General features: G+C 67.4%; 16 protein-coding genes and 2 pseudogenes. 9 read left to right on the top strand and 9 right to left on the bottom strand.

The features are described 5' to 3' along the window. Nucleotides 1–9 precede the first annotated feature (9 nt). The gene (locus PWP93_RS19855) at nucleotides 10–1,230 is read left to right on the top strand and encodes a CaiB/BaiF CoA transferase family protein (protein ID WP_421045633.1); all 1,221 of its coding nucleotides are present in this window, start codon (nucleotides 10–12) and stop codon (nucleotides 1,228–1,230) included. A gap of 190 nt (nucleotides 1,231–1,420) precedes the next feature. Next, on the top strand, nucleotides 1,421–2,728 hold the full coding sequence (locus PWP93_RS19850; RefSeq protein WP_421045632.1) for an MFS transporter: 1,308 nt from the start codon (nucleotides 1,421–1,423) through the stop codon (nucleotides 2,726–2,728). An 18-nt stretch (nucleotides 2,729–2,746) separates the two neighbouring features. Here PWP93_RS19850 and PWP93_RS19845 read toward each other — a convergent pair whose 3' ends face one another. Together PWP93_RS19845 and PWP93_RS19840 are read right to left on the bottom strand one after the other, a co-directional pair. Continuing rightward, the gene (locus PWP93_RS19845) at nucleotides 2,747–4,849 is read right to left on the bottom strand and encodes an EAL domain-containing protein (RefSeq protein ID WP_421045631.1); all 2,103 of its coding nucleotides are present in this window, start codon (nucleotides 4,847–4,849) and stop codon (nucleotides 2,747–2,749) included. 190 nt (nucleotides 4,850–5,039) lie between these two features. After that, a complete protein-coding gene (locus tag PWP93_RS19840; RefSeq protein WP_421026529.1) occupies nucleotides 5,040–5,996 on the bottom strand; it encodes an AraC family transcriptional regulator in 957 nt (318 codons plus the stop codon). Between the two features lie 264 nt (nucleotides 5,997–6,260). Here PWP93_RS19840 and PWP93_RS19835 point away from each other — a divergent pair, with 264 nt between their 5' ends. The 3 genes from PWP93_RS19835 to PWP93_RS19825 all read left to right on the top strand — a co-directional run bounded on the left by PWP93_RS19835 (nucleotide 6,261) and on the right by PWP93_RS19825 (nucleotide 9,625). Beyond that, the gene (locus PWP93_RS19835; protein ID WP_421045630.1) at nucleotides 6,261–7,313 is read left to right on the top strand and encodes an NAD(P)-dependent alcohol dehydrogenase; all 1,053 of its coding nucleotides are present in this window, start codon (nucleotides 6,261–6,263) and stop codon (nucleotides 7,311–7,313) included. Nucleotides 7,314–7,593: 280 nt separating this feature from the next. After that, nucleotides 7,594–8,550, top strand: a complete 957-nt coding sequence (locus PWP93_RS19830) for a LysR family transcriptional regulator (protein ID WP_421045629.1) — start codon at nucleotides 7,594–7,596, stop codon at nucleotides 8,548–8,550. 220 nt (nucleotides 8,551–8,770) lie between these two features. Then, nucleotides 8,771–9,625: a helix-turn-helix domain-containing protein gene (locus PWP93_RS19825; RefSeq protein WP_421045628.1), complete on the top strand. Its 855-nt coding sequence runs from the start codon at nucleotides 8,771–8,773 to the stop codon at nucleotides 9,623–9,625. Here PWP93_RS19825 and PWP93_RS19820 read toward each other — a convergent pair. Beyond that, a complete protein-coding gene (locus tag PWP93_RS19820) occupies nucleotides 9,612–11,762 on the bottom strand; it encodes an ATP-binding protein (RefSeq protein WP_421045627.1) in 2,151 nt (716 codons plus the stop codon). The genes PWP93_RS19825 and PWP93_RS19820 overlap by 14 nt on opposite strands. A 7-nt stretch (nucleotides 11,763–11,769) precedes the next feature. Further along, entirely contained in the window at nucleotides 11,770–12,351 is a 582-nt protein-coding gene (locus tag PWP93_RS19815) for a molybdopterin-dependent oxidoreductase (protein ID WP_421045626.1), read from the bottom strand. 336 nt (nucleotides 12,352–12,687) lie between these two features. On the opposite strand from PWP93_RS19815, the gene PWP93_RS19810 reads away from it, so the two are divergent. Then, nucleotides 12,688–13,635 (top strand): phosphoribosyltransferase family protein, encoded by a 948-nt coding sequence (locus tag PWP93_RS19810; protein ID WP_421026523.1) that lies wholly within the window; start codon nucleotides 12,688–12,690, stop codon nucleotides 13,633–13,635. 135 nt (nucleotides 13,636–13,770) lie between these two features. Here the strand turns inward: PWP93_RS19810 and PWP93_RS19805 are convergent. Both PWP93_RS19805 and PWP93_RS19800 read right to left on the bottom strand, forming a co-directional pair. After that, a pseudogene (locus PWP93_RS19805) lies at nucleotides 13,771–15,426 on the bottom strand (ATP-binding domain-containing protein); the annotation flags it as partial. 180 nt (nucleotides 15,427–15,606) lie between these two features. Continuing rightward, nucleotides 15,607–15,788 (bottom strand): annotated as a pseudogene (locus PWP93_RS19800) (DUF1016 N-terminal domain-containing protein); the annotation flags it as partial. Nucleotides 15,789–15,862: 74 nt separating this feature from the next. On the opposite strand from PWP93_RS19800, the gene PWP93_RS19795 reads away from it, so the two are divergent. Both PWP93_RS19795 and PWP93_RS19790 read left to right on the top strand, forming a co-directional pair. Next, a complete protein-coding gene (locus PWP93_RS19795) occupies nucleotides 15,863–16,489 on the top strand; it encodes a glutathione S-transferase family protein (RefSeq protein ID WP_421045625.1) in 627 nt (208 codons plus the stop codon). Between the two features lie 52 nt (nucleotides 16,490–16,541). After that, nucleotides 16,542–17,189, top strand: a complete 648-nt coding sequence (locus PWP93_RS19790; protein ID WP_421045624.1) for a Fur family transcriptional regulator — start codon at nucleotides 16,542–16,544, stop codon at nucleotides 17,187–17,189. A gap of 72 nt (nucleotides 17,190–17,261) precedes the next feature. Here the strand turns inward: PWP93_RS19790 and PWP93_RS19785 are convergent, their stop codons facing one another. The 3 genes from PWP93_RS19785 to PWP93_RS19775 all read right to left on the bottom strand — a co-directional run bounded on the left by PWP93_RS19785 (nucleotide 17,262) and on the right by PWP93_RS19775 (nucleotide 20,156). Continuing rightward, nucleotides 17,262–17,672: a response regulator gene (locus tag PWP93_RS19785; protein WP_035533084.1), complete on the bottom strand. Its 411-nt coding sequence runs from the start codon at nucleotides 17,670–17,672 to the stop codon at nucleotides 17,262–17,264. A gap of 167 nt (nucleotides 17,673–17,839) precedes the next feature. Beyond that, nucleotides 17,840–19,360 (bottom strand): cryptochrome/photolyase family protein, encoded by a 1,521-nt coding sequence (locus tag PWP93_RS19780; RefSeq protein WP_421046125.1) that lies wholly within the window; start codon nucleotides 19,358–19,360, stop codon nucleotides 17,840–17,842. Nucleotides 19,361–19,421: 61 nt separating this feature from the next. Then, on the bottom strand, nucleotides 19,422–20,156 hold the full coding sequence (locus PWP93_RS19775; RefSeq protein WP_421045623.1) for a TetR/AcrR family transcriptional regulator: 735 nt from the start codon (nucleotides 20,154–20,156) through the stop codon (nucleotides 19,422–19,424). Nucleotides 20,157–20,282: 126 nt separating this feature from the next. Between PWP93_RS19775 and PWP93_RS19770 the strand changes: the two genes are divergently transcribed. Further along, nucleotides 20,283–21,803, top strand: a complete 1,521-nt coding sequence (locus tag PWP93_RS19770) for an MDR family MFS transporter (RefSeq protein ID WP_421045622.1) — start codon at nucleotides 20,283–20,285, stop codon at nucleotides 21,801–21,803. Nucleotides 21,804–21,818: the final 15 nt, after the last annotated feature.

The following is a 21,818-nucleotide window of genomic DNA, read 5'->3' as shown; positions in this document are numbered from 1 at the left end:
GTCCGCGCGATGAACATTCATCAGATATTCGAAACATCTGCGCAGGGAAAGGTCAATGGCGCACTGCACGGACTGCGCGTAATCGACCTGAGCCGCGTGCTGGGCGGCCCGTACTGCACGCAGGCGCTGGCCGATCATGGCGCCGAGGTCATCAAGCTCGAGCCGCCCGACGGCGACGAAACGCGCGGCTGGGGCCCGCCCTTTCTCGACGACACCGCCTGGTACTACATGGGCGTGAACCGCAACAAGCAGGGCATCGCCGTGGACCTGTCTCGCGACGAAGGCCGCGCGATTCTCTGGCAGTTGCTCGAAGGCGCCGACGTCCTCGTCGAGAACTTCAAGCCCGGCACGCTCGCGCGCTGGGGCATGGATTACGAACGCGATCTCAAGCCGCGCTTTCCGCGCCTGATCCATTGCGCGATCTCCGGCTTCGGCCCGGACGGCCCGCTCGGCGGCCTGCCCGGCTATGACGCCGTAATCCAGGCGATGGCCGGCCTCATGAGCGTGAACGGCGAAAGCGACAGGCCCGCGCTGCGCATCGGCCTGCCCATCGTCGACATGGTGACGGGCCTGAACGCGCTCGCCGGCATCCTGCTCGCGCTCGCGGAGCGCGAAAAAAGCGGCCAGGGCCAATCGGTCGACATCGCGCTCTATGACTGCGGCGTCGCGCTGCTGCATCCGCACCTGCCGAACTTCTTCGGCAACGGACGCACGCCGCAGAGGAGCGGCAACGCGCATCCGAACATCGCGCCCTACGACAGCTACGCGACCGCCACCGCGCCCATCTTCCTCGCAGTGGGCAACGACCGCCAGTTCGCGAAGCTTTGCGCGCATCTCGACCTCCCCGATCTCGCCGACGACCCGCGCTTTGCCGACAACCGCAGCCGCTGCGCGCACCGGCCCGAATTGAAGGCGGCCCTCGAAGCGCGGCTCGCGCAGCACGCATGCGAGCCGCTCGCGCGCGACCTGATCTCGGCCGGCGTGCCGTGCGGCCCCGTGCAGACCGTCGACGCCGTGGCCGCGCATCCGCACACGCAGCATCGCCGCATGCTGGTGGAGATGGAGGGCTATCGCGGCACCGGCGCGCCGGTCAAGCTCTCGCGCACACCGGCCACCTACCGCACGCCGCCGCCCGCGCTTGGCGGCGACACGCGCGCGGTGCTGGACGCGCTCGGCATTGATGCCGCCACCCAGCAGAAGCTGTTCGATGCGGGTGTGGTGAAAGGATGAGGAATCCGTAGCAACCCGAAGACAAACTCGCGAAACATCGGCGGACAGAAGACCGGCCCCAGCCGGCTCGACCGAACAATGCGTTGCATGAGACCCGAGAAAGCGCTCCGCACTGGCCCGGAGTAAGTGCAGAAGCACTAACTCCGGCCGACAGCTAAAGCGCCAACTCTGGTCGACACAGGAGACAAACATGACGAGCATCCCCACGCGCCAACCCGCGCGCGCTTCACTGGCCGCTTTCGTCGGCACGACGATCGAGTGGTACGACTTCTACATTTACGCCACCGCAGCGGCGCTCATTTTCGGCAAGCTGTTCTTCCCGTCGACCGAGCCCTTCTACAGCACGCTCGCTTCGTTCGGCACCTTCGCCGTGGGCTTTTTCGCGCGGCCGCTCGGCGGTCTCGTGTTCGGCCATCTTGGAGATCGCATCGGCCGCAAGAAGGCGCTCGTGGCCACGCTCTCGATCATGGGGCTCGGCACGGTGAGCATCGGCTTCCTGCCGACCTACGCCAGCACGGGCGCGCTCGCGCCGGCCCTGCTGGTCGCGCTGCGCATCGCGCAGGGCATCGCGATCGGCGGCGAATGGGGCGGCGCGGTGCTGATGGCGGGCGAGCATGCGCCCAAGGAAAAGCGCACGTTCCTCGCCTCGTTCGCGCAATTGGGCAGTCCAGCGGGCCTGATTCTCGCGCTGCTCTCGTTTCGCAGCGTCGCGCATCTGGACAAGGCTGCGCTTTTTTCGTGGGGCTGGCGTCTGCCGTTCATCGCGAGCGCGGTGCTGCTCGTGGTGGGCCTGCTGATCCGCTCAGGCGTGGGCGAATCGCCCGAGTTCGAAGCGCTCAAGACCCAGCGCCGCACCGCCGCGCTGCCCATCCTCGACGTGCTGCGCGACAGCTGGCGAACCGTGCTGCTGTGCCTGGGCGCCAACGTGATCGGCGTGGCGGGGGCGTGGTTCGTCAACACCTTCATGCTCAACTACACGACGCAGACGCTCGGCCTCGACCGCGCGCTGATTCTCGACTGTCTGTTCGTCGTGGCGTTCATCCAGTTCTTCACCCAGCTCGCCTCGGGCTGGTTCGCGCAGCGCGTAGGCGCGGGCGGCTTTCTCAAGCTCGCTGCCGGGCTCGCGATGCTCTCGCCTTATCCGATGTTCGTGCTGGTCTCCACGGGCAAGCCGGCCGCCATCGTGATCGGCATTGCCGTTGCGGTGATGTGCATGTCGAGCTCGTATGCGGTGATGGCAGGCTTCATGACGAACGCCTTCCCGGTGCGCGTGCGCTATTCGGCTATTTCGATCTCCTACCAATGCTGCGCGGCGCTCGCGGGTGGTCTCACGCCGCTCGTGGGCACGCTGCTCGCCCACGACTTTCCCGGCCAATGGTGGCCGCTGGCGCTCTTCTATAGCGCGCTTGCGGCGATCTCGCTCGTGTGCATCGCGGCGCTGCAGCGCAGACAGCCCGCGGCCGCGCAAGCGAGCGCCGCCATCGCGTTGACCGAGTGAAGCACAGGCGCCGCTCGCTCAGTGTGTGTGCGAGGGCGCCGGTTCAGTGGGCGGGGTTGCGTGCGCCGTCGCGGCGATCGAGCTCTTGAGGCGATCGAGCGCGGTGCGCCATGCATCGCTTTCGCGGCCGCCGTCCAGCAGGGCGCGCAGCAAATCGAGCTGAAGCGCGTCGCGTTCCTCACTCGCTGGAAGCACGTCGCCGAGACCCAGGAGTTCTTCGGCCAGCGGCGTGGGCGGGACAAACCCGGAGGCTCTCAAGCGATCGCGCACCGCGCCGGGCGCGCCCGCAATCAGCAGCACACGGTCCTCCCACACCACGAAGCGCGCAAGCCGGGCCAGCACGCTGTCGCCCGCCGTTGCGGCAGGCTTGTCGCGCGCGCCACACGCATCACACGCTCCATGCTCATTCGCGCCTTCGATCCAGCCAGGCAATTGCGCGGCCGGCATGGGCCGCGCGATCACGTAGCCCTGTGCGCCATCCACACCGAGTATCGCGAGCGCGGCCAGCAGATCCGCCGAATCGACGCCTTCCGCGAGCACGAGCTTGCCCAGCGCGTGGCCCAGACGCGTGACCTGATACACCACGCGCAGCGCGTCGAGCGCCGCGTCGCCATCGATCTGGGCGATCTCGCGGTCGATCTTGATCCAGTCGAACGGCAGTTCGCGCAGCCGCGCGAGCCCGCTATGCCCCGAGCCCAGATCGTCCTGCGCGAGCAGCACGCCCAGCGCGCGAAACTTCGCGAGAATCGAGCGCCGCCCGTCGTCCAGTGTGAATGATTCGGTCTCCAGAACTTCGAGCGTGAGCCGCGCGCTCTGGCAAGCGTGGGCCTGAAGCGCCTCGCGGGTTGCCTCGAAGTAGCGGATGTCGTTGAGCGCGGCCGGCGGCAGGTTGATCGATATATCCAGGTCGTGCCCCGCCGCGAGCCACTGGCGGCGGTCGGCGAGCGCCTGATGCAGCCCGCGCGCGAACAGTTCGAGCAGATCGTCGGAGGCCAGCGAAAACAGAAATTCGTCGGGGGTGAGCAGCCGTTCGCCGTCGCGCAGGCGTGCCAGCGCCTCCGCCTTGCCGCAACGGTCCGTTGCGAGATTCAGCAGCGGCTGGTAGTGCATCTCCAGCGCGCCGGTGCGCACGAGCGCGGCCCAATGCTGGCGCACGCTCACCGGCACGGCGGCGCCGTGCATGCCCTCGTGGGTCTGCAAACGCGTGACCGCGCAGCCGAGCAGCGTCTGCAATAACTCGACGAAAGCCACCTGGTCCGGGCCGACAAAACCGCCGGGCCAGGCGCTGAAGAGCATCAGGATCGCGATCGGCGGCTGGCCGCCTGTGGCAAGCGGCAGCGCGACGGCAGAGCGCAAGCCCTCGCGCGCCGTCATCTCGCGCCAGGGCGCGACGAGCGGATCGGTCTGATAGTTCACCACGCGCTCGGCTTTGCCACTGCGCCACGCGCGCCCCACCGCGCCCTGGCCGCACGCGTGGTCGGCGCGCACGCTGATATCGAGCCCCTGCGACGCCAGCGACGCGAGCAAGCCGCCGCCGTCCGGGCCGCTGCCGCCCGCGCCGGCCTCGAAGTGGAAGATGCCGTCCCGGTCGGGACGGCCGATCGCGCACGCGGCCACCTCGTCGTGGGCCGCAAGCGCGCCGATCACCTGGTCGATGAAATGCGTATAGCTGCCCGCCGCCCAGACGATGCGGGTGATGCGCTGAAGCACCTCCTGCTGCGAATCCTCCACCGCCTGATAGGCCTTGAGCTGCCAGGCGGTGTCCGAGGTGAGGCGGCGCGCGTAGAGCGAAAGCGCCTGGCTGCTCACGCTGCGCCCGATCTGCTTGTAGACGAGTTCCTGAAGGATGCCCCGGCTGCGCACGAGTTCTTCCTTGCCGAGCCCGACGATCGCGTGAATGCGCCCGATGCGCATCGCCATGGCGGCGTGCTCCTGCGCGTTCAGGTTCGGCTGGGCGAGCGCGCGGAGGTTCTGCACCTGCCGCTCCTTGAGATCCGCAAGCTCCTGCGCCGACAGCATTTCGAGGATGCGCCGGGACTTGGGCAAGCGCGCCAGTTCCTCATAGAAGTGGTTCACCACGAGGTCGGCAGTGGCTTGCAATGCCTCGATCAATGTTTGCATGTATGACGTGTCAGGGCGCCGGGGCGGAAAAAGTCGACCGGCCGCGCACCGCGCGCAAGGCGGCAAGCGAAGCCTCATCGCTCAACGAGCAATGATACGGCATGCATGAATGCGCGAAGGGCCGCCACACTGGAGATTGTCCTCGGGACGTGGGCCAGCGCACATACAGATTGATCGGCCGGCGCAGCACTCACACCGCAGCGCCGGCGTAGCGCGCCGCCGCTTCCACGCGCGGCGCGGCGGCTTCGGCAACGTTGCGTGCGCGGCGCATGTCGTCGGCGGGACTGCAGCCGAACAGGCGCTTGAACTCGCGGCTGAACTGCGAGGCGCTTTCGTAGCCCACGCGCGTGGCCGCCGCGCTCACACTCATGCCGTCGTGCGTGATCAACAGCCGCGCCTGATGCAGCCGCGTGGTCTTCACGTACTGCATCGGCGAGGTCGAGGTAACGGCTTTGAAGTGCGCATGAAAAACCGCGAGGCTCATGCCCGCCTCGGCGGCCAGCGTCTCCACGTCGAGGTCGCCGCGATAATCGACGTGGATGCGGCGCAGCGCCTTCGCGATGCGGCCGAAATGATGCTGATGCGTGAGCGCCGCGCGGATCGCGTCGCCCTGCTCGCCGGTCAGCACGCGATAGCAGATCTCGCGCACGATCGACGTGCCGAGAATGCGCGCGTCGCTCGGCTGCGCGAGCGCTTCGACGAGACGCAGCACGGCATTCGAAAGCGTCGCGTCGAGCGGCGTCGCGTAGATGCCCACCGGCTCCGCCACGGCGCTGCCGCGGGTGTCGTTGAGCGCCATCAGCAGCTCGGCCACCATGGTCAGATCGACGCGAATCGAAATCGCAAGAATCGGCTTCTCGGGCGTGGCCTCGGTCTCGCACTCGAATGGCAGCGGCACCGAGAGCACGAGGTATTGCTGCGCATCGTAGATGAACACCTGGTCGCCAAGAAAGCCGCGCTTGCGGCCCTGGCACACGATCACGATGCTCGGCTCGTACATCACCGGCCGGCGCGGATGGCTCTCGCTGCCGCGCAACAGGCGCACGCAGTCGATCGCAGTGGGATGCACGCCGTCGCGCTGCGTGAGTTGCAGCAGCAGCTCGACGATGCGGCTTTGCGTGACGTCGTCGGTTTGTGGACTTTTCATGACAGTAGCGCTCCTGAATTCATCGATAGAAGCGGAGAAACAGGCTTGCCAATCTATCACCGAACGCACGCTCGTGCTGCGCACCAGGAGAATCAGGCAAGTCTTCGATAGCTTCAGGTATTCCCTGGGTAGAGCGCGATCCTTAGCATGGGAACCCTGCCGCAACACCCATTGATCCAGCGCTTCCTCACGCGCTGCGAACCGGTATTTGCGTCCGCACGGCTTGCTAATTCAGCAAGTCAGTTCAGCCTCAGGAGCCAGCCTATGTACGCCACTTACGGATATGCCGCCCGCGATGCCGCCTCGCCGCTCGCCCCGTTCGAATTCCAGCGCCGCGACCTGCGCGAACTCGACGTGCGCATCAACGTGCAGTTCTGCGGCGTGTGCCACTCGGACCTGCACCAGGCCCGCAACGAATGGCGCAACACGCTTTACCCGGTCGTGCCGGGCCACGAGATCGTCGGCCGCGTGACGGAAGTGGGCAAGGGCGTCACGCGCTTCAAGGTGGGCGAGCTCGTGGGCGTCGGCTGCCTGGTCGACTCGTGCCGCACCTGCGCGAGCTGCGCCGAAGGCCTCGAACAGTATTGCGAGAACGGTTTCGTGGGCACCTATAACGGCATCGACCGCGTGAGCGGCGAGCTCACTTACGGCGGCTATTCCACGCAACTCGTGGTCGACGAAGCCTTCGTGCTGCGCGTACCCGAGAACCTCGACCCGGCGGGCGCGGCGCCGCTCCTGTGCGCGGGCATCACCACGTATTCGCCGCTGCGCACATGGGGCGCGGGCCCGGGCAAGAAAATCGGTATCGTGGGGCTCGGCGGTCTCGGTCACATGGGCGTGAAGCTCGCGCACGCGATGGGCGCGCAGGTAGTGCTGTTCACCACCTCGCCCTCGAAGATCGAAGACGGCAAACGACTCGGCGCGGACGAAGTCGTGATTTCGAAAGACCCGGAGCAGATGCGAGCGCACGCCAACAGCTTCGATCTGATCGTCAACACGGTGGCCGCGCAGCACGACCTGAACCCGTTCATCGAGCTGCTCAAGCGCGACGGCACGCTGACTCTCGTGGGCGCGCCCGAGCACGATCACCCGTCGCCACAGGTGTTCAACCTGATCTTCAAGCGCCGCCGTCTGGCGGGCTCGCTGATCGGCGGCATCGCGCAAACGCAGGAAATGCTGGATTTTTGCGGACAGCATGGCATTACGTCCGATATCGAAATGATCAAGATGCAGGACATCAATCACGCTTACGAGCGCATGCTCGAGAGCGATGTGAAGTACCGCTTCGTGATCGACATCGATTCGCTGCGCCAGTAAGTGACCTCTGACGCCTGACACAACGCCTGTTCCCTCCGGGCCGTCCGTTCCTGACGGGCCCACCCAGCTCCCTTCGTGCCGTTGCACCGAGGCCTGCTTTTCCCGGCCTCACGTAGTCGAGCGGCGCCGCCTCGCGCGAGGCGCGCCGCCCTGAAACCGCTATAGCCGCTTTGCGCTGCTTCGTGCCGTGGCGCGGATTTCGTTCCCGCCGTTTGAGTTCGTTGCCTGGCGTGTTTTTGCCGGTTGTTCCCGCTTATTCCCGTTAACCAGGAGCTCGCCCGTGATCGACCGCATTCAGGCGATGCGCACCTTCGTTCGCATCGTCGATACCAACAGCTTCACTAAAGCCGCCCAATCGCTCGACATGCCGCGCGCCAGCGCGACCACGCTGATGCAGAGCCTCGAAGCGCTGCTCGGCACGCAATTGCTCGTGCGCACGACGCGCCGTCTTTCGCTCACGCCCGAAGGCGCGGCGTACTACGAGCGCGCCGCGCGGATCCTCGCCGACATCGACGATGCCGAAGCCAGCGTGCGCCAGTCGCCCGGCGCGATCGGCGGCCGCCTGCGCGTGGAGATGCCGGGCCTGATCGCCAACGCGATCGTGCTGCCCGCGCTCGACGACTTTCACGCGCGCTATCCGCAAATCGATCTCGTGATCGGCGTGAGCCTGCGCAATGTCGACCTCGTCGGCGAAGGCGTGGATTGCAGCATCCAGCTCGGCGAATTGCCCGATTCGGGGCTCGCGGCGCGCCGCCTCGGCGTGCTCGAGCACGTGACCTGCGCGAGTCCCGCGTATCTCGCGCGCCACGGCGCGCCGCAGTCGCTCGACGACCTCGCGCGGCACCCCGTGGTGAATTTTCTATCGCCGTTCACGGGCCGCCCGTTCGAGTTCGATTTCGAAGTGGACGGCAGCGCGACCAAGGTGAAGGTGGACGGCTTCGTGCACGTCTCCGACGAGTTCGCCTACCTCACCTGCGGGCTGCAGGGCTACGGGCTGATCCAGCCGCCGCTGCTCGCGGCGCAGCCGTATCTCGACAGCGGCGCGCTCGTCGAAGTGCTGCCGCAATGGAAGCCGCTGCCCACGCCGGTCTCGGTGGCGTTCGTGAAGTCACGCCAGATCTCGCCGCGCGTGCGCATCTTCGTCGACTGGCTCGCCGCGCTGTTCGAGGACGCCGGCACGATCAATCGCGATCTGTCTCGCGTGCGGCAGTTGCTGGAGGGACTGCAGCCGGCTTGAGGGCGGTGCAGGTCGAACTGGCGTGCACCGGGAACACTCGTTGCAAGGGATATCGACTCATCACCGGATGTTGCCGATTTAGGACTTGCGTAATTGTAAAATTATGCATTTAGAATATTCCGTGCGCCGGCGTTCTGTCAGAATTATTCCTTTGTGGCGCCGCGTCGCGACACGAGATAATTAGTCTAAACCGCCCCTCGATCCTTCCCCCATTTGCAGCATGTCGAACCTTGAAGCTTCAACCGACTCGGCCGCGGTCGCGGAACGCGTCCGCGAGTTGATGAGCCGTCATGGCATCGGCAAACGTCAGCAAACGACGGAGCTGTGCCGGATTCTCGACCTGAGCTTTTCGCAAGGGCACCGCAAGCTGCGCGGCAATAGCCCGTGGACGCTCGCGCAAATCAAGAAAGTCGCCGAGGCGTTCGACGAACCCGCCGGGCAGTTGTTCGGCGCGCAGCTGCTCGACCCCGGCACGGTGGGCGCGAGCGCGCAGGAAGCGCTGCTATGCGTGAGCGCCGTGGAGCTCGCCTGCACGGCCTGGATTGGCGCGCCCGTGGAGCCGGGCAGCCGCCCGGACTTCGTCGCCTACGAGAAGCAGGGCCAGTGGCGCGTGGTGCGCCCCGACGGCGCGCTGTACCAGAACGCGCGCGAAGTCCACAAGATCGAGATCTATCCGCGCCGCGCCGAGTCCGATAAGCCGCTCATCGCCGTGGTGGACGACGACCAGGCGTCCGCAGACAACCTGCGCGATTATCTCGAGCACAGCGGCTATGCGGCGCACGCGCTGTATGGCCTCGCCGCGTTCGAGCAGGCGCTGGAGCACAACGTGTTCGACGGCGTGGTGATCGACTGGCTGTTCGGCAGCCAGACTTCCGCCGGCGCCATCCGCCAGGTGCGCGCCTCCGAGAACCCCGACGCGCCCATCTTCGTGCTGACGGGCGAATTGCTGACGGGCAAGGCGAGCGAGTCGGAGATCAGTCAGGTGGTGCGTCACTACAACGTGGCGTGCTACGAAAAACCCGCGCGCATGGCGATTCTCGTCGCCGATCTTTCCAAGCGGCTCAATCGAGGCTGACGCCGCGGCTCACCACTTCAGTTGCCCCATCCTGCGTCGGCCGCTGCTTCTGCTCCATTGGCTGGCCAGCCGCGCTCGCGCCGCCCGCAGCTGCTGGAACGGGCCGCGCATTGAACGCGCGCAGCAGCGTCTTGCGCAGCACTTCGTAGTGCACCGGCTTGGGCAGCAGATCGAAGAACGGATTGCTGCTGTCGGCGGCGGTGGCCGCGAGCGCAGCCACGTCGGCGCTCACGGCGATCACGCGCGTGCGCCCGCCGCTGCCGCTCATCTCCTCGCCCCCGTCCCCATCCGCGCCCTCGCGCGCCTGCAACTCGGCCACGAATGCGTAGCCGTCGCGCCCCGGCATGTGCAGATCGAGCAGCACGACTTCGCACTGCGCCTCGTCGAGGCGGGCCAGCGCGCTGTCCGTGTCGGCGGCGGCGAGCGCCGCGTAGCCCATGTGCGCGACCATCTCGCAGAGCGACTCGCGCACGAGCGGGTTGTCGTCCACGACCAGCACCTGCTGCTGCGCCTTGTCATGAGTTTGCGGCGCGGCCACCTCGGCTAGCGGCGCGGCAACCGCCGTGACGGGTATCGTCACCGTGAAGGTCGTGCCCTTTCCCACCCGGCTATCGGTGTCGATCGTGCCGCCGAACAGGTCGACGAGCCCGCGCACGATCGCCAGCCCCATGCCCGCGCCTTCGTAGCGGCGCGTGCTCGAGGTGTCGAGCTGCGTGAACTCCTTGAAGATGAGCGGAATCTGCGCGGCGGATACGCCCGGCCCGGTGTCGCTCACGATGATCGCTAACGTTTGCGCGAGCGGCACGCCGCCTGGCGCACTGCCTGGCGCACTGCCTGGCGCACTGCCTGGCGCACTGCCTGGCGCACTGCCTGGCGCACTGCCTGGCGCACTGCCTGGCGCACTGCCCGGCGCACTGCCCGGCGCACTGCCCGGCGCACTGCCCGGCGCACTGCCCGGCGCACTGCCCGGCGCACTGCCCGGCGCACTGCCCGGCGTCACGCTGCCGGTGACGAACTCGATGCACACCGAGCCGCGCTCGGTATAGCGAATCGCGTTGGTCACGAGATTGTTGGCGATCTGGCGAATGCGGTGCGGATCGGCCACGAGCGTCTGATGCAGGCCGTGGCAGGCATGCTCGAACGCCAGACCGCGAACCCGCGCGGCCTGCTCGTTTTCGTCGACGATCGACTGAAGAAGCTCGCGCACGTCGAACGCTTCCTGGCGCAATTCGAGCTTGCCCGCGCCGAGGCGCGCGTAGTCGGTAAGGTCCCGCATTTGCGCTTCGAGCTGGCGCGCGGCGGTTTCGAGCCGCTGGATCACCTTGCTGTCCGCCTCGGAGTGCGAGTTGAAGCCGAGCAGCTCGATCGACGACACGATCGCATGGAGCGGCGTGCGCAATTCGTGGCTGATCATGCCGAGAAACGCGTCCTTGGCCATGCTTGCCTCGCGCGCGGCGCGGCTCGCCTGGGCCTCCGCCTCGAGCGCCGCGTGCTGCTGCCGGATCAGGCGCGTGCGCCGGTAGCCGTTCATCACGAGCAGCGCCCCCGCAGCCGCCGACAGCATCAGCAGCACGATGCCCGCCGCGAACAGATCGCGGCGCTTGGCGATGAAGTCGCGCCGCATGCCCTCGCGCTCGGTCACGTCGGCAAAACGCCGGTTCAGCGCGAGATCGGTCACCTGGGTCCAGTGCGTGTCGAGCGCCATCAGCATGGGCACGGCGCGTTCGGGGTTGTCGGCGAGCGTGTCGATCTCGGCGTCGAACGGCGCAATGGCGACGTCGATCGCGGCAAGGTCGTCGTGCTGGCGCCGCATGAGGTCGGGCTTGCCCGCGAGCTCGCGCGTCGAGCCCTTCATCACGTTGAGCTTCGATTGCAGGACTTCGTAGCGCAGCCGCACCTTGTCGAGGTCGCGGTCGAGGCCATCGGCGTAGATCAGCAACTGGCTCTCGAAGCGCGCGTAGGCGATCTGCATCTGCGCGGCGTCCCAGTAGAGGCCGTCGTAGCTGCCGGTCAGGCGCTGCACCACGTTGGGATTGAGCAGGTTCGCGTAGAGCAGGTAGCCCACGGCCACCACCGGCGGCGCCAGCGCGGCAATCCAGATCAACACATGCAGCATGCGCCGCAACGGACGTCGCATCACCCTCTCACTGCTTGATGGTCATCGAAACGATCTGCCAGGCGAACTTGGCGTCGCCCGCCGCGCCTTGGAGCTCCTGCGGGAACTGGTCGCGCGGATAGACCAGGAACAGCGGGCCGAAATTGCTCACCTTCAGGCGCTGGCCGTTCATCTCGTAGGCCAGCACCGCGCCGTAGCGCGTGGCATCGGAAACGGGCACGACGCAGGTATAGTCGTCGATGGTGTGGATCTCGATCTGGCTGCCGTAAGCGCCCACGATGCCGAGCACGTCCGAGAGCAGCGGGCCCGTGAAGGTCGAGCGCGGCGTCCAGGTGGTGGACGTCACGATCGAATGCGGCGGCAGCTTGAGCAGCGCCTCGGCGCTGAAGTGCCATGCGGTGTGCGCGGCGTTGTTGGTCGCGCGCACCTCGCCGTTCACGTCGAGCTGGAGCGAATCGCCCGGGGCCGCCAGCGCAAGCCGGGGCGGGGCGGCCGCGGCCGCCAGCCATCCCGCGAGCGCGGCCGTGAAGCGCCTGCGTTCGAGGGAGGCGAGCCGGCCGGCCGGCCTGCGCTCCTCCCAGCCGTCTTGCACGACAACGGGTTCCTGCATCGCTCTTGCTCCCCTTGCGCAAATTCATGGTGCGGTCATGCGCCGGCCTTACGATCCGGCCCGTCGCGCCTGCTTATGCCCTGCTTATGCCCTGCTTATGCCCTGCTTATGCCCTGCTTATGCCCTGCTTATGCCCTGCTTATGCCCTGCTTATGCCCTGCTTGCGCCTTTGCGTGGCTCGCACCGCGCCGGTCTGCATGAGCTGGCAAGCATAGGCATAATATCGTCAAACATTGATCCAGCCATAGGTGTCTCGTTCGCCATCCGGTTCTCCCGTGCATACTCCGGCAGCGCGCGGCGGCGCGGCGCAACGGACCGTCCTCGCACTGCCATTCCATGAACAAGCCCGTCGTCCCTCTCACTTACGAACAGCTCGACCATTGGGTCGAATCGCTGCAGCCGTTGCTGATCGAGGAGGATTTCGCCGCGGTCGTCGGCATCCTGCGCGGCGGCGCGCCGCTCGCGCTGATGGTTTCGCACGCAACCGGCGCGAACGTCGCGTTCCTGCGCTACTCGCGCGAAACGCGCGAAGTGCGCTGGGATTCCACGCTGCCCATGCCCGAGCCCGGCTCGAAAGTGCTGGTGTGTGAGGACATTGCAGGACGCGGCCACACACTCGTCGACTGCATTGCGTTCCTGCGCGAGCACGGCCTCGTGGTGCGCACGCTCACCGGCGCCTACGACGACCTGAGCCGCCTGCGCCCCGACTATTCGATCGACGCGAGCGGCTATTTCGCGCTGTTCCCGTGGGAGCGCCAGGCCTACACCGACCGCTACCGCGCCGACTGGACGCGCGACGGCGTGCGCGAAGGCACGGGCATGGCCAACGATCACGACTACACGGTCTATGCGATCGACCTAGACGGCATTCTCCTGCCTGACATTCCGCTCTCGCGCTACGACGAGGATCTCGAGGCGGCGCTCGCCGAGCGCGATGCGCTGCTGCCGCTCGAGCGCATCCCCGACATCGATCTGAAGCATGCGCGCGCAATCATCACGGGACGCCCCGAGATCGATCGCGAGCGCACCCAGGCCTGGCTCGACCGGCACGGCTTCGGGCATCTGGAACTGATGATGCGCGCCCCGGGCGAGCACGACGACACGCCTTCGGGCGCGGCCGGGCACAAGGCCGCGGCCGCGGTGCGCTGCGGCGTGACGCATTTCATCGAGAGCGATCCGGTGCAGGCCATCTATATCGCGCGGCGCGCGCCGCTGCTGCGCGTGATCTGGTGGAATGCCCAGGTGCGCGTGGGCACGCTGATCGGCGCTTCGGCCTGGGGTTGAGGCGCGCGGCGCTCCGGCTCCTTCCCGCGCGCAGCCGCTGCCGGCTTTTCCCGCGCCGCTATTGCGCGCGTGCCTCGGCCTCCCGCCCGGCCCGGCGCGCTCGCCGGACGCCGCCGCCGGATCATGCCCCATCGCCCGCGCGGCGCGCGCCGACGCCACCACGATCAGCTTCATCGTCGCCCGCGTCGCGCCCACGAAAAGCTTGCGCGCGGTGCGCTCGTCGAGCGTCTCGAAGTCGACATCGGTGAGGATCACACAGGGCGCCGACTGCCCCTTGAAGCGATAGATCGAATCGAGCAGCACGTCGCCGCCGCGATACTGCGGATTGCCGAACAGGTCGTATTGCCCCGTGAAGCTGCGCAGCCGGTGCGGCCCCAGGTGGTCGAGCGCCGTGAAGTGCGAGTGCTCGCGGCCCCGGAACGACAGCACCACGATGTCCTGCTTGCGAAAGCCGAACGAGAGCGCCTGGGTGATGGCGCGCTTGGTCGCCGCCGCCACGGCGCTCTCCGGCGCGAGCGCAGCGCCTTGCTCGGCGCGCTCGTCCCATACGGCAAACGTGACCTCCGAACCGTCGAACGGGCTGCCCGCAACCAGTTGCGCGAGCGCGGGCGCGGCCTCACCCGCCGCCTCGCGCAAAAACGCGAGGATGTCGCGCGGACTGCGGTAATTGGTGGTCTCGCGCAGCACGGTCCAGCCTGGCAAGGCCACCGGCTCGCGCACATAGAGGTTCTGCAACGGGTCTTCGAGCCACCACCACGCCGCGCCGGGCCGCAGCAGCCGCGCGAGCGCATCGACCCATGCCGGCTGGAAATCCTGGCCCTCGTCGACGATCACCACGTCGAACTGCCAGCGCGCGTCGATGGGCGCCTGCGCGAAACGCCGCTCCAGATCGTCGAAGACATTTGCGCCCTCGAAGTCGGGTACGTGGCCGCTGTCGCGCGAAACCCAGTCGCATAGCTGATGGTAGTTGGCCACTTTCGCCTCGGGCGGCGCGACCTTCGCGATGTGATCGGCGAGCGGCCGGTTGAAGCACACATAGAGCGTGCGCGCGCCGCGCGCGACGGCGTCCTTCATCACCTGCAACGCGAGCTGCGTCTTGCCCGAGCCGGCCGTGCCGATCACGCGCAGGCGAAACGGCTCGAACTCGAGGCGCCGCGCCCAGCTGGCGAGCCCGCCCGCCAGACGCGTGACGAGCGTGCCCGCCGCGCCCACCAGCGCGCTCGCGTCGGGGGTGAGCGAGAGCTCGTCGGCGAGAAAATGATGGATCTTCGCGGCGCTCGGCAGGCGCGGCTCGTCGGCGGGCAACGCCTCGCGCACGATGGCCGCGAGCTGCGACTTGCGCGTGGCGTCGACGATGCGGGAGGGCTGCACGCCCGCGATCGCCGGCTCGCGCACCACGTGGTCGGGACAGTAAAAGAGCTCTTCGAGACCGTAGTTGCCCGCGCCGAACGCGGCCGTGAAGCGCCGGTGCAATCGTTCCACCGTGCGCGCGAGCCCGACCGCGACATTGCGCTCGGTTTGCAGATACGCCTTCACGAGACCGTTTTTCGTCTCGCGCAGAAAGCCGGTGCGTTGCTCGACGATCAGCGCGCGCCCGGACGGGCTCACGATCACGAAGTCCGCTTCGCCGAACACGGAGAACCCTTCCACGATGCGCGTCCAGTGCACGCCGTGGTAGACGGTGTAGCCAGCGGGCAGACCGCGCTCGAACAGCGCGAGCGTCTCGCGTTCGCGCGCGGCCGCGCCGGTCGCTTCCAGATGCTGCCAGTCGTCGGGGACAATGCGAGCCATGGGCGGTTCTCGTCGCGCGTCGTCGCGCGGTGAGTCGGGTTGGGCCGGGTTCGGCCGGGTTCGGCCTGACTCGGGGTGGGCGTGGGTTGAGTGCGTTGCGGCTATTCTACGGATGAGGCCGGGGCGCATGTGCGAACAAGCTTAATCGCTGACGCCCCTGCGTTGCCCGATTTGCAACTGTGCCCGCTGCACTGCCAGCACTTCCGTATGAATGCGCTGGCCGATACGCCAGAACAGCAGGGTCAACTCCGCATTGACTGCCTGGACTGCGCGCTGGCGCGATGCCTCGATCAATGCACAAATGTCACCCAGCAGCGTTGCAGACTCCGCGGTGACGCTAAAGATGTCTTTCGGCGGGTCATGCCACTGGCAGCCCCTCTCGTTGCGCCCGGATCGTGTATCGTTGCTATCTTTGCGGCAAAGGAGAAAGCGCCGGATGATCAAGATCTGGGGACGCGCCAATTCGGTGAACGTCCAGAAAGTGCTGTGGTGTTGCGACGAACTCGTGCTGCCGTTCGAACGTATCGACGCGGGCGGCCAGTTCGGCCATCTCGACGACCCGTCCTACCTCGCGATGAATCCGAACGGCAAGATTCCGACCCTCGCGGACGGCAGTTTCGTGCTGTGGGAATCGAACGCGATCGTCCGTTATCTGGCGATGGAATACGGCCCCTCGAGCCTGCTCTACCCCACCGACCCGAAGGTGCGCGCCTCGATCGAGCGCTGGCTCGACTGGTCGCTCGGCACGCTCGCGCCCGCCGAGCGGCCGCTCTTTCTCGCGCTCGTGCGCACGCCGCCGGAAAAGCGCGACCCCGCGAAGATCGAAGCCGATGTGCAAAACGTGGCCGCGTTGTGGACGCTGCTCGACCGCCATCTGCAAGGCCGCTTCTTCCTCGAGAACGAGCGCTTCTCGCTCGCCGACATCGTGCTGGGCGCGTACGCGCGGCGCTGGTTCGGGCTCGAAGGCATCGAGCGGCCCGCGCTGCCGAATCTCGAGCGCTGGTATCAGCGCCTCGCGCAGCGCCAGGGCTTTCGCAAGTACATCGATCTGCCGCTGACCTGAGCCGTCTCGGGGCGCGCCGGCGCACGCGCGACGCGCCCCGTATAATCGCAGCATGAAGACAGTCAAACCGTCCATCAGCGCCGCGGCCTCGCACGGCCACGTGCACGATCATCCGCTTGATCACGATCGCGCTCACGAGGCGCACGATCACGGTCACGGCGCGGGTGGCGTGAACGGAGTTGTGGGCGGCGTTGCGGGTATTGGAGGCGCACCGCTCGAAAACGCGCTTGCGATGGCCGAGACCTACTGCCGCGAGCGCGGCGAGAAACTCACGCCAATCCGCCGCAAGGTGCTCGAGTTGCTGCTCGCCTCGGGCCGCGCCACCAAAGCCTATTCGCTGCTCGACGAAATGCGCCAGATCCATCCGGGATCGGCACCGCCCACGGTTTATCGCGCCCTCGACTTCCTGCTAACAGCGGGGCTCATCCACCGCATCGAGTCGATCAACGCGTTTGCCGTCTGCCACGACCTCACGCAATGCCAGCACGGCATTCTCGTGGTGTGCCAGCAATGCGGCAACGTCACGGAACTCCACGAGCCCAAGCTTCGCCAGGCGCTGGTCGCGCAGATAGAAGCCGCGGGTTACCGCCTCTCCGGCGACGGCATCGAGCTCAAGGGCGTCTGCGCGCAATGCCAGACCGCCGATGCGGCACCTGCCGAAACGGCCGCCGAACGCACGCAGGCCGCCGCACAGCCCTGAAGCGGCACCAGGAGACCTTGATCTCGAGCCTGACCGGCGCCGGGCCACCACCCGGCGCCGCGAAAGCACTTGTCAGGGCATCTGGCGCGCGTCGATTGCGTCGCTCAGCAGCGCCACCAGCGCCTCGGGCCGTGCCGGCTTGGTCATGAAGTGCTGAAAGCCCTCGCCGATGCTGCGCAGACGCCAGCTTTCGTCGGTATGGCCCGTGAGCGCCACCGCCACAACCGGGGCATGATCGCCGCGGATCTCATGATCGCGCAGCCGCTGGATCAGGTAGAAGCCGTCCATCGCGGGCAGGTCCAGGTCGCAGACCACGGCGTCGGGCAGCAGGCTCAGCGCCGCTTCGATACCCGTTTCCGCGTCCTCCACCGCCACGACCCTGGCCCCTTCGGATTCCAGCAGCGAGGTCAGGGAGTCCCGGCTTTGCGGGTCATCTTCGACCAGCACGATGGTCGTCTGGTCGAGCTTGTGTACTGCGTTCATTGTGTTTGCTTGAGTGCCATTCTGTCTGTTTCGCGTGCCGCGCGGCGCAATGGGCGCGCGGCACGCAGCGGGCAACACACTACGGGCAACGTGCCCGATCGCCCAATTAGAGCAATCCCGATGCCGCGCGTTCAACGATGCGACGCGCACGATAGCCGCAATCGGCGTCAAGCCGATGACAGCCGCGCCGGCTTGCCTTGCGCCTTGCCGGTTTTCGCGAACGCCTCGAGCGCCCGCTCGCGCGCCGCCTCATGCGCCACCAACGGATGCGGATAATCCACGCCAAGCCGTACGCCGGCCGCCGCCAGCTCTTGCGCGCTCGCCTTCCAGGGCTGATGGATCAGCCGGTCGGGCAGCAACGCAAGCTCGGGCACCCATTTCCTGACATACGCGCCGCGCGGGTCGAACTTCTGACCCTGCAATACGGGATTGAAGATGCGAAAGTATGGCGCGGCGTCGACGCCCGAGCCGGCGACCCACTGCCAGTTGGCCGGGTTGCTGGCCGTGTCGGCATCGACGAGGGTGTCCCAGAACCACTGCTCGCCTGCGCGCCAGTCCAGCAGCAGATGCTTGGTCGCGAACGAGGCGGCCACCATGCGCACGCGGTTGTGCATCCAGCCGGTGCGCCACAGCTCGCGCATGCCGGCGTCGACGAATGGGTAGCCCGTCAGGCCGCGCTGCCAAGCGTGCAGGCCGCGGGCATCGCGGCGCCAGGGCATGGCATCGAATGCCGGACGCAGGTTGCGCCGTGCCAGATCGGGATAGTGGTAGCGCTGGTAGTAGCAGAACTCCCGCCATCCCAGCTCGCTGGCGAATTTTTCCGCGCTGGCTTCGCGGCGCGCGGACGAGCCCGCCGCGCCGTCGGATTGCGCGGCCCGCAGCGCTGCATACAGTTGGCGCGGCGAGAGCGCGCCCACGCGCAAATACGGCGACAGGCGGCTGGTTGCCGCGAGATCCGGCGCGTCGCGCTCGCCTGCGTAGGCCTCGAAATCGTCGGAGAAAAACGCGCGCAGACGTTCGAGCGCGGCCTCCTCGCCCGCCGGCCACGCTTCGCGCAGGCCTGCGGCCCAGTCGGGCTTGCGCGGAGCAAGGCCGAGATCGTCGAGCGTGGATGCGAGCCGGGCAAGACGTGCCGGTAGCGATTGAAAATTCCACCGTTGCGGTGCGCTGCCCGGCAACGGCGGATCGCCGGCGCGCCGGCACGCACGCCACCAGGCCGAAAACACCTGGAAGGGCTCGCCGGCCTGGTTGAGCACCGTCCACGGCTCATAAAGGAGCGTTGCATTGAAGCTCTCGGCCGTCAGCCCGCGCTCGCGCAGCCCCGCCTTCAGGCGCGCGTCGCCGTCGCGCTCCTGGCCGCCGTAGCGTCGGTTCCAGAAGACGCAGGCCGCGCCGCTCGCCGCGACGCATGCCTGCAGCATCTCGCTCTCGGCGCCTTGCATCAGCAGGAGCCGGCCGCCGCGCTCGCGCAGCGCCGCGTCGAGCGCGGCCAGCGTTTCGTGCAGCCACCAGCGCGCCGCGCCCCCGGGCGCTCGTTCGCCGGCCGCTTGGGGATCGTGAATATAGAGGCAGATCAGCGGCCGTCCCGTGGCGGCCGCACGGGCCAGCGCGGGGTGATCGGCGAGGCGCAGATCGTCGCGGAACCAGACGACGACGGGAGCATGAGCGGAGTGTGCGGAAGTCAGAATGAACCTCGATCGAACAAATGCCGCTATGCGGCGATGAGTTGCCCGCGCGCCGGCTTGCGGGCTAAGCGGGCCGGATGCCCTGCGTGATGAGCGCCACGGCGTGGCGCGCGATCTCCTCGGCGCCCACGCGCCGCGGCACCAGGTCGTCGCGCCACACCTGCGCGGTGGCGAGGGGCAGCAGCGTCAGCCCGAGCAGCGACTGGAACAGCAACGAAGGCTCCAGCGCCGCGTTGAGCTTGCCTTCGCGCTGCCAGCGCTCGACCGCTTCGTGCGCGGCGCGCTGGTGCTCGTCGCCGTAGCGCTCGCGCATGCGCTGGCGCAGCAAACCGCCCTCGCTGATCACCTCGCGCACCCACAGCGGCGCGAACCACGGGTGCGTCTGCCCCACCTCCACGAAGCGCTGCGTGAGCGCCGTGAGCGCGGCCACGGGGTCGTCGGGCCAAGCTTCGAGCCAGCCGCCCATGGCCGAGCGCAACGGCACGAAACGCTCGTCGATGATCACGTCGATGAGCTGGTCGCGGGTCTTGAAATAGTAGTGCACCATTGCCGGCGTAACACCGGCCTCGCGTGCGATCGCGGCCAGCGTCGTATCGACGATGCCCTGCCGCGCGAACAGCGTGAGCGCCACGGCAATCAGACGCTCGCGCTGCCCGGCGCCGGCCTGGCCGCCGCTCGGGCGGCCAGGCCGGCGCGGCGCGGGCTTGCCGGCGGCAGGGCTGGCAGCAGGCGTGCCGCCCGTTGCTGCAACGGATGGATGGGCGTGCGGGAACGCCGCCCGCGAGCCGGACTCTTTCATCGGATTACGCTCACGTTTTCAGGTTTTGACGACCATCAAGAATTATCCTAATATTAACTTTCACGTTAATTAATTTCAAGATCGAAAGCGGTGTCTGACCCGTTCGGGCGCCGCCGGACTTCCCCGATGGCCTCCCCCATGCAAGACACCGCACAAGACGTCGTCCGGTCCGCGACCGCCGGGCATCCGCCGATCCGGCTGCTGTTTCCCGCGCTGCTGCTCGTCATGCTGCTTGCCGCGCTCGACCAGACCATCGTGTCGACGGCGCTGCCTACCATCGTCGGCGAGCTGGGCGGGCTCGACCGGCTCTCGTGGGTCGTGACCGCCTATCTGCTCACGTCCACCATCGTGGTGCCGCTCTACGGCAAGCTCGGCGACCTGTACGGCCGCAAGATCGTGCTGCAGGCGGCCATCGTCATTTTCCTCATCGGCTCCGCGCTATGCGGCGTGGCGCAAAACATGGCGCAGCTCATCGCGCTGCGCGCACTCCAGGGCGTGGGCGGCGGCGGTCTCATGGTCGTGACGATGGCCGCCATCGGCGACGTCATTTCTCCTGCGCAGCGCGGCAAGTACCAAGGCCTGTTCGGCGGCGTGTTCGGCCTCGCCACGGTGGTCGGGCCGCTGCTCGGCGGCTTTCTCGTCGAGCACCTCTCGTGGCGCTGGATCTTCTACATCAATCTGCCGCTGGGCGCGGTGGCGCTCGCCGTGATCGGCGCCGTGTTCAAGCCGCGCGTCGCGCATGTGAAGCACGTGATCGACTATATGGGCGCGGCGTGGCTTGCCGCCGCTCTCACCTGCCTGATCCTCTTCACGAGCGAGGGCGGCTCGCTGCTGCCGTGGAGTTCGCCGCAACTGTGGCTCACGCTGGTGCTCGGCGCGGTGTCGGTGGCGGGGTTCATCCACGAGGAGAAGCATGCCGTCGAGCCCATCATGCCGCTCGAACTCTTTCGCGAGCGCACCTTCGTGCTGTCGAGCCTGATCGGCTTTATCGTGGGCGTTTCGCTGTTCGGCTCGGTCACGTTCCTGCCGCTCTATCTGCAGGTCGTGAAGGGCTCGACGCCTTCGGAAGCCGGCATGCAAATGTTGCCGATGATGGGCGGCGTGCTGACGATGTCGGTCATCTCGGGCCGGATCATCAGCAAGATCGGCAAGTACCGCGTGTTTCCAATTGTGGGCACCGCGCTCGTGGCCGCCGCGATGATGTTGCTCGCGCAACTACACATCGAAACGCCGCTCGCGCGCATGTATCTCTATATGGGGCTGCTCGGTTGCGGGCTCGGCATGGTGATGCAAGTGCTGATTCTCGCGGTGCAGAACACCGTCGCGTTCAGGCACATGGGCGTGGCCACTTCGGGCGCGACGCTGTTTCGCTCGATTGGCGGCTCGGTGGGCGTGGCCGCGTTCGGCGCGGTGTTCTCGCATGGCCTGAGCGCGCGCCTCGCTTCCCTGCTCGCGAGCGGCGTCGAACTGCCCCAGCCGCTCACGCCCGATGCGATCCATCATCTGCCGGACACGGTGCGCGTCCACTATCTCGAGGCCTTCGCGGTTGCGCTGCACACGGTTTATTTTTCGGCTGCGTGCGTGGTCGTGCTGGCGTTCGCGCTGGCCTGGCTGCTACGCGACGTGCCGCTGCGCAAGCATCCTTGAGCGGCACGTCTTGCT

Origin of the sequence: Paraburkholderia sp. A1RI-2L, assembly GCF_048957375.1 — a bacterium.
In the GTDB taxonomy this organism is placed as follows: domain Bacteria; phylum Pseudomonadota; class Gammaproteobacteria; order Burkholderiales; family Burkholderiaceae; genus Paraburkholderia.
The sequence above is the reverse complement of the archived record's forward strand: the minus strand, read 5'-3'. Positions and strand labels throughout refer to the sequence as shown.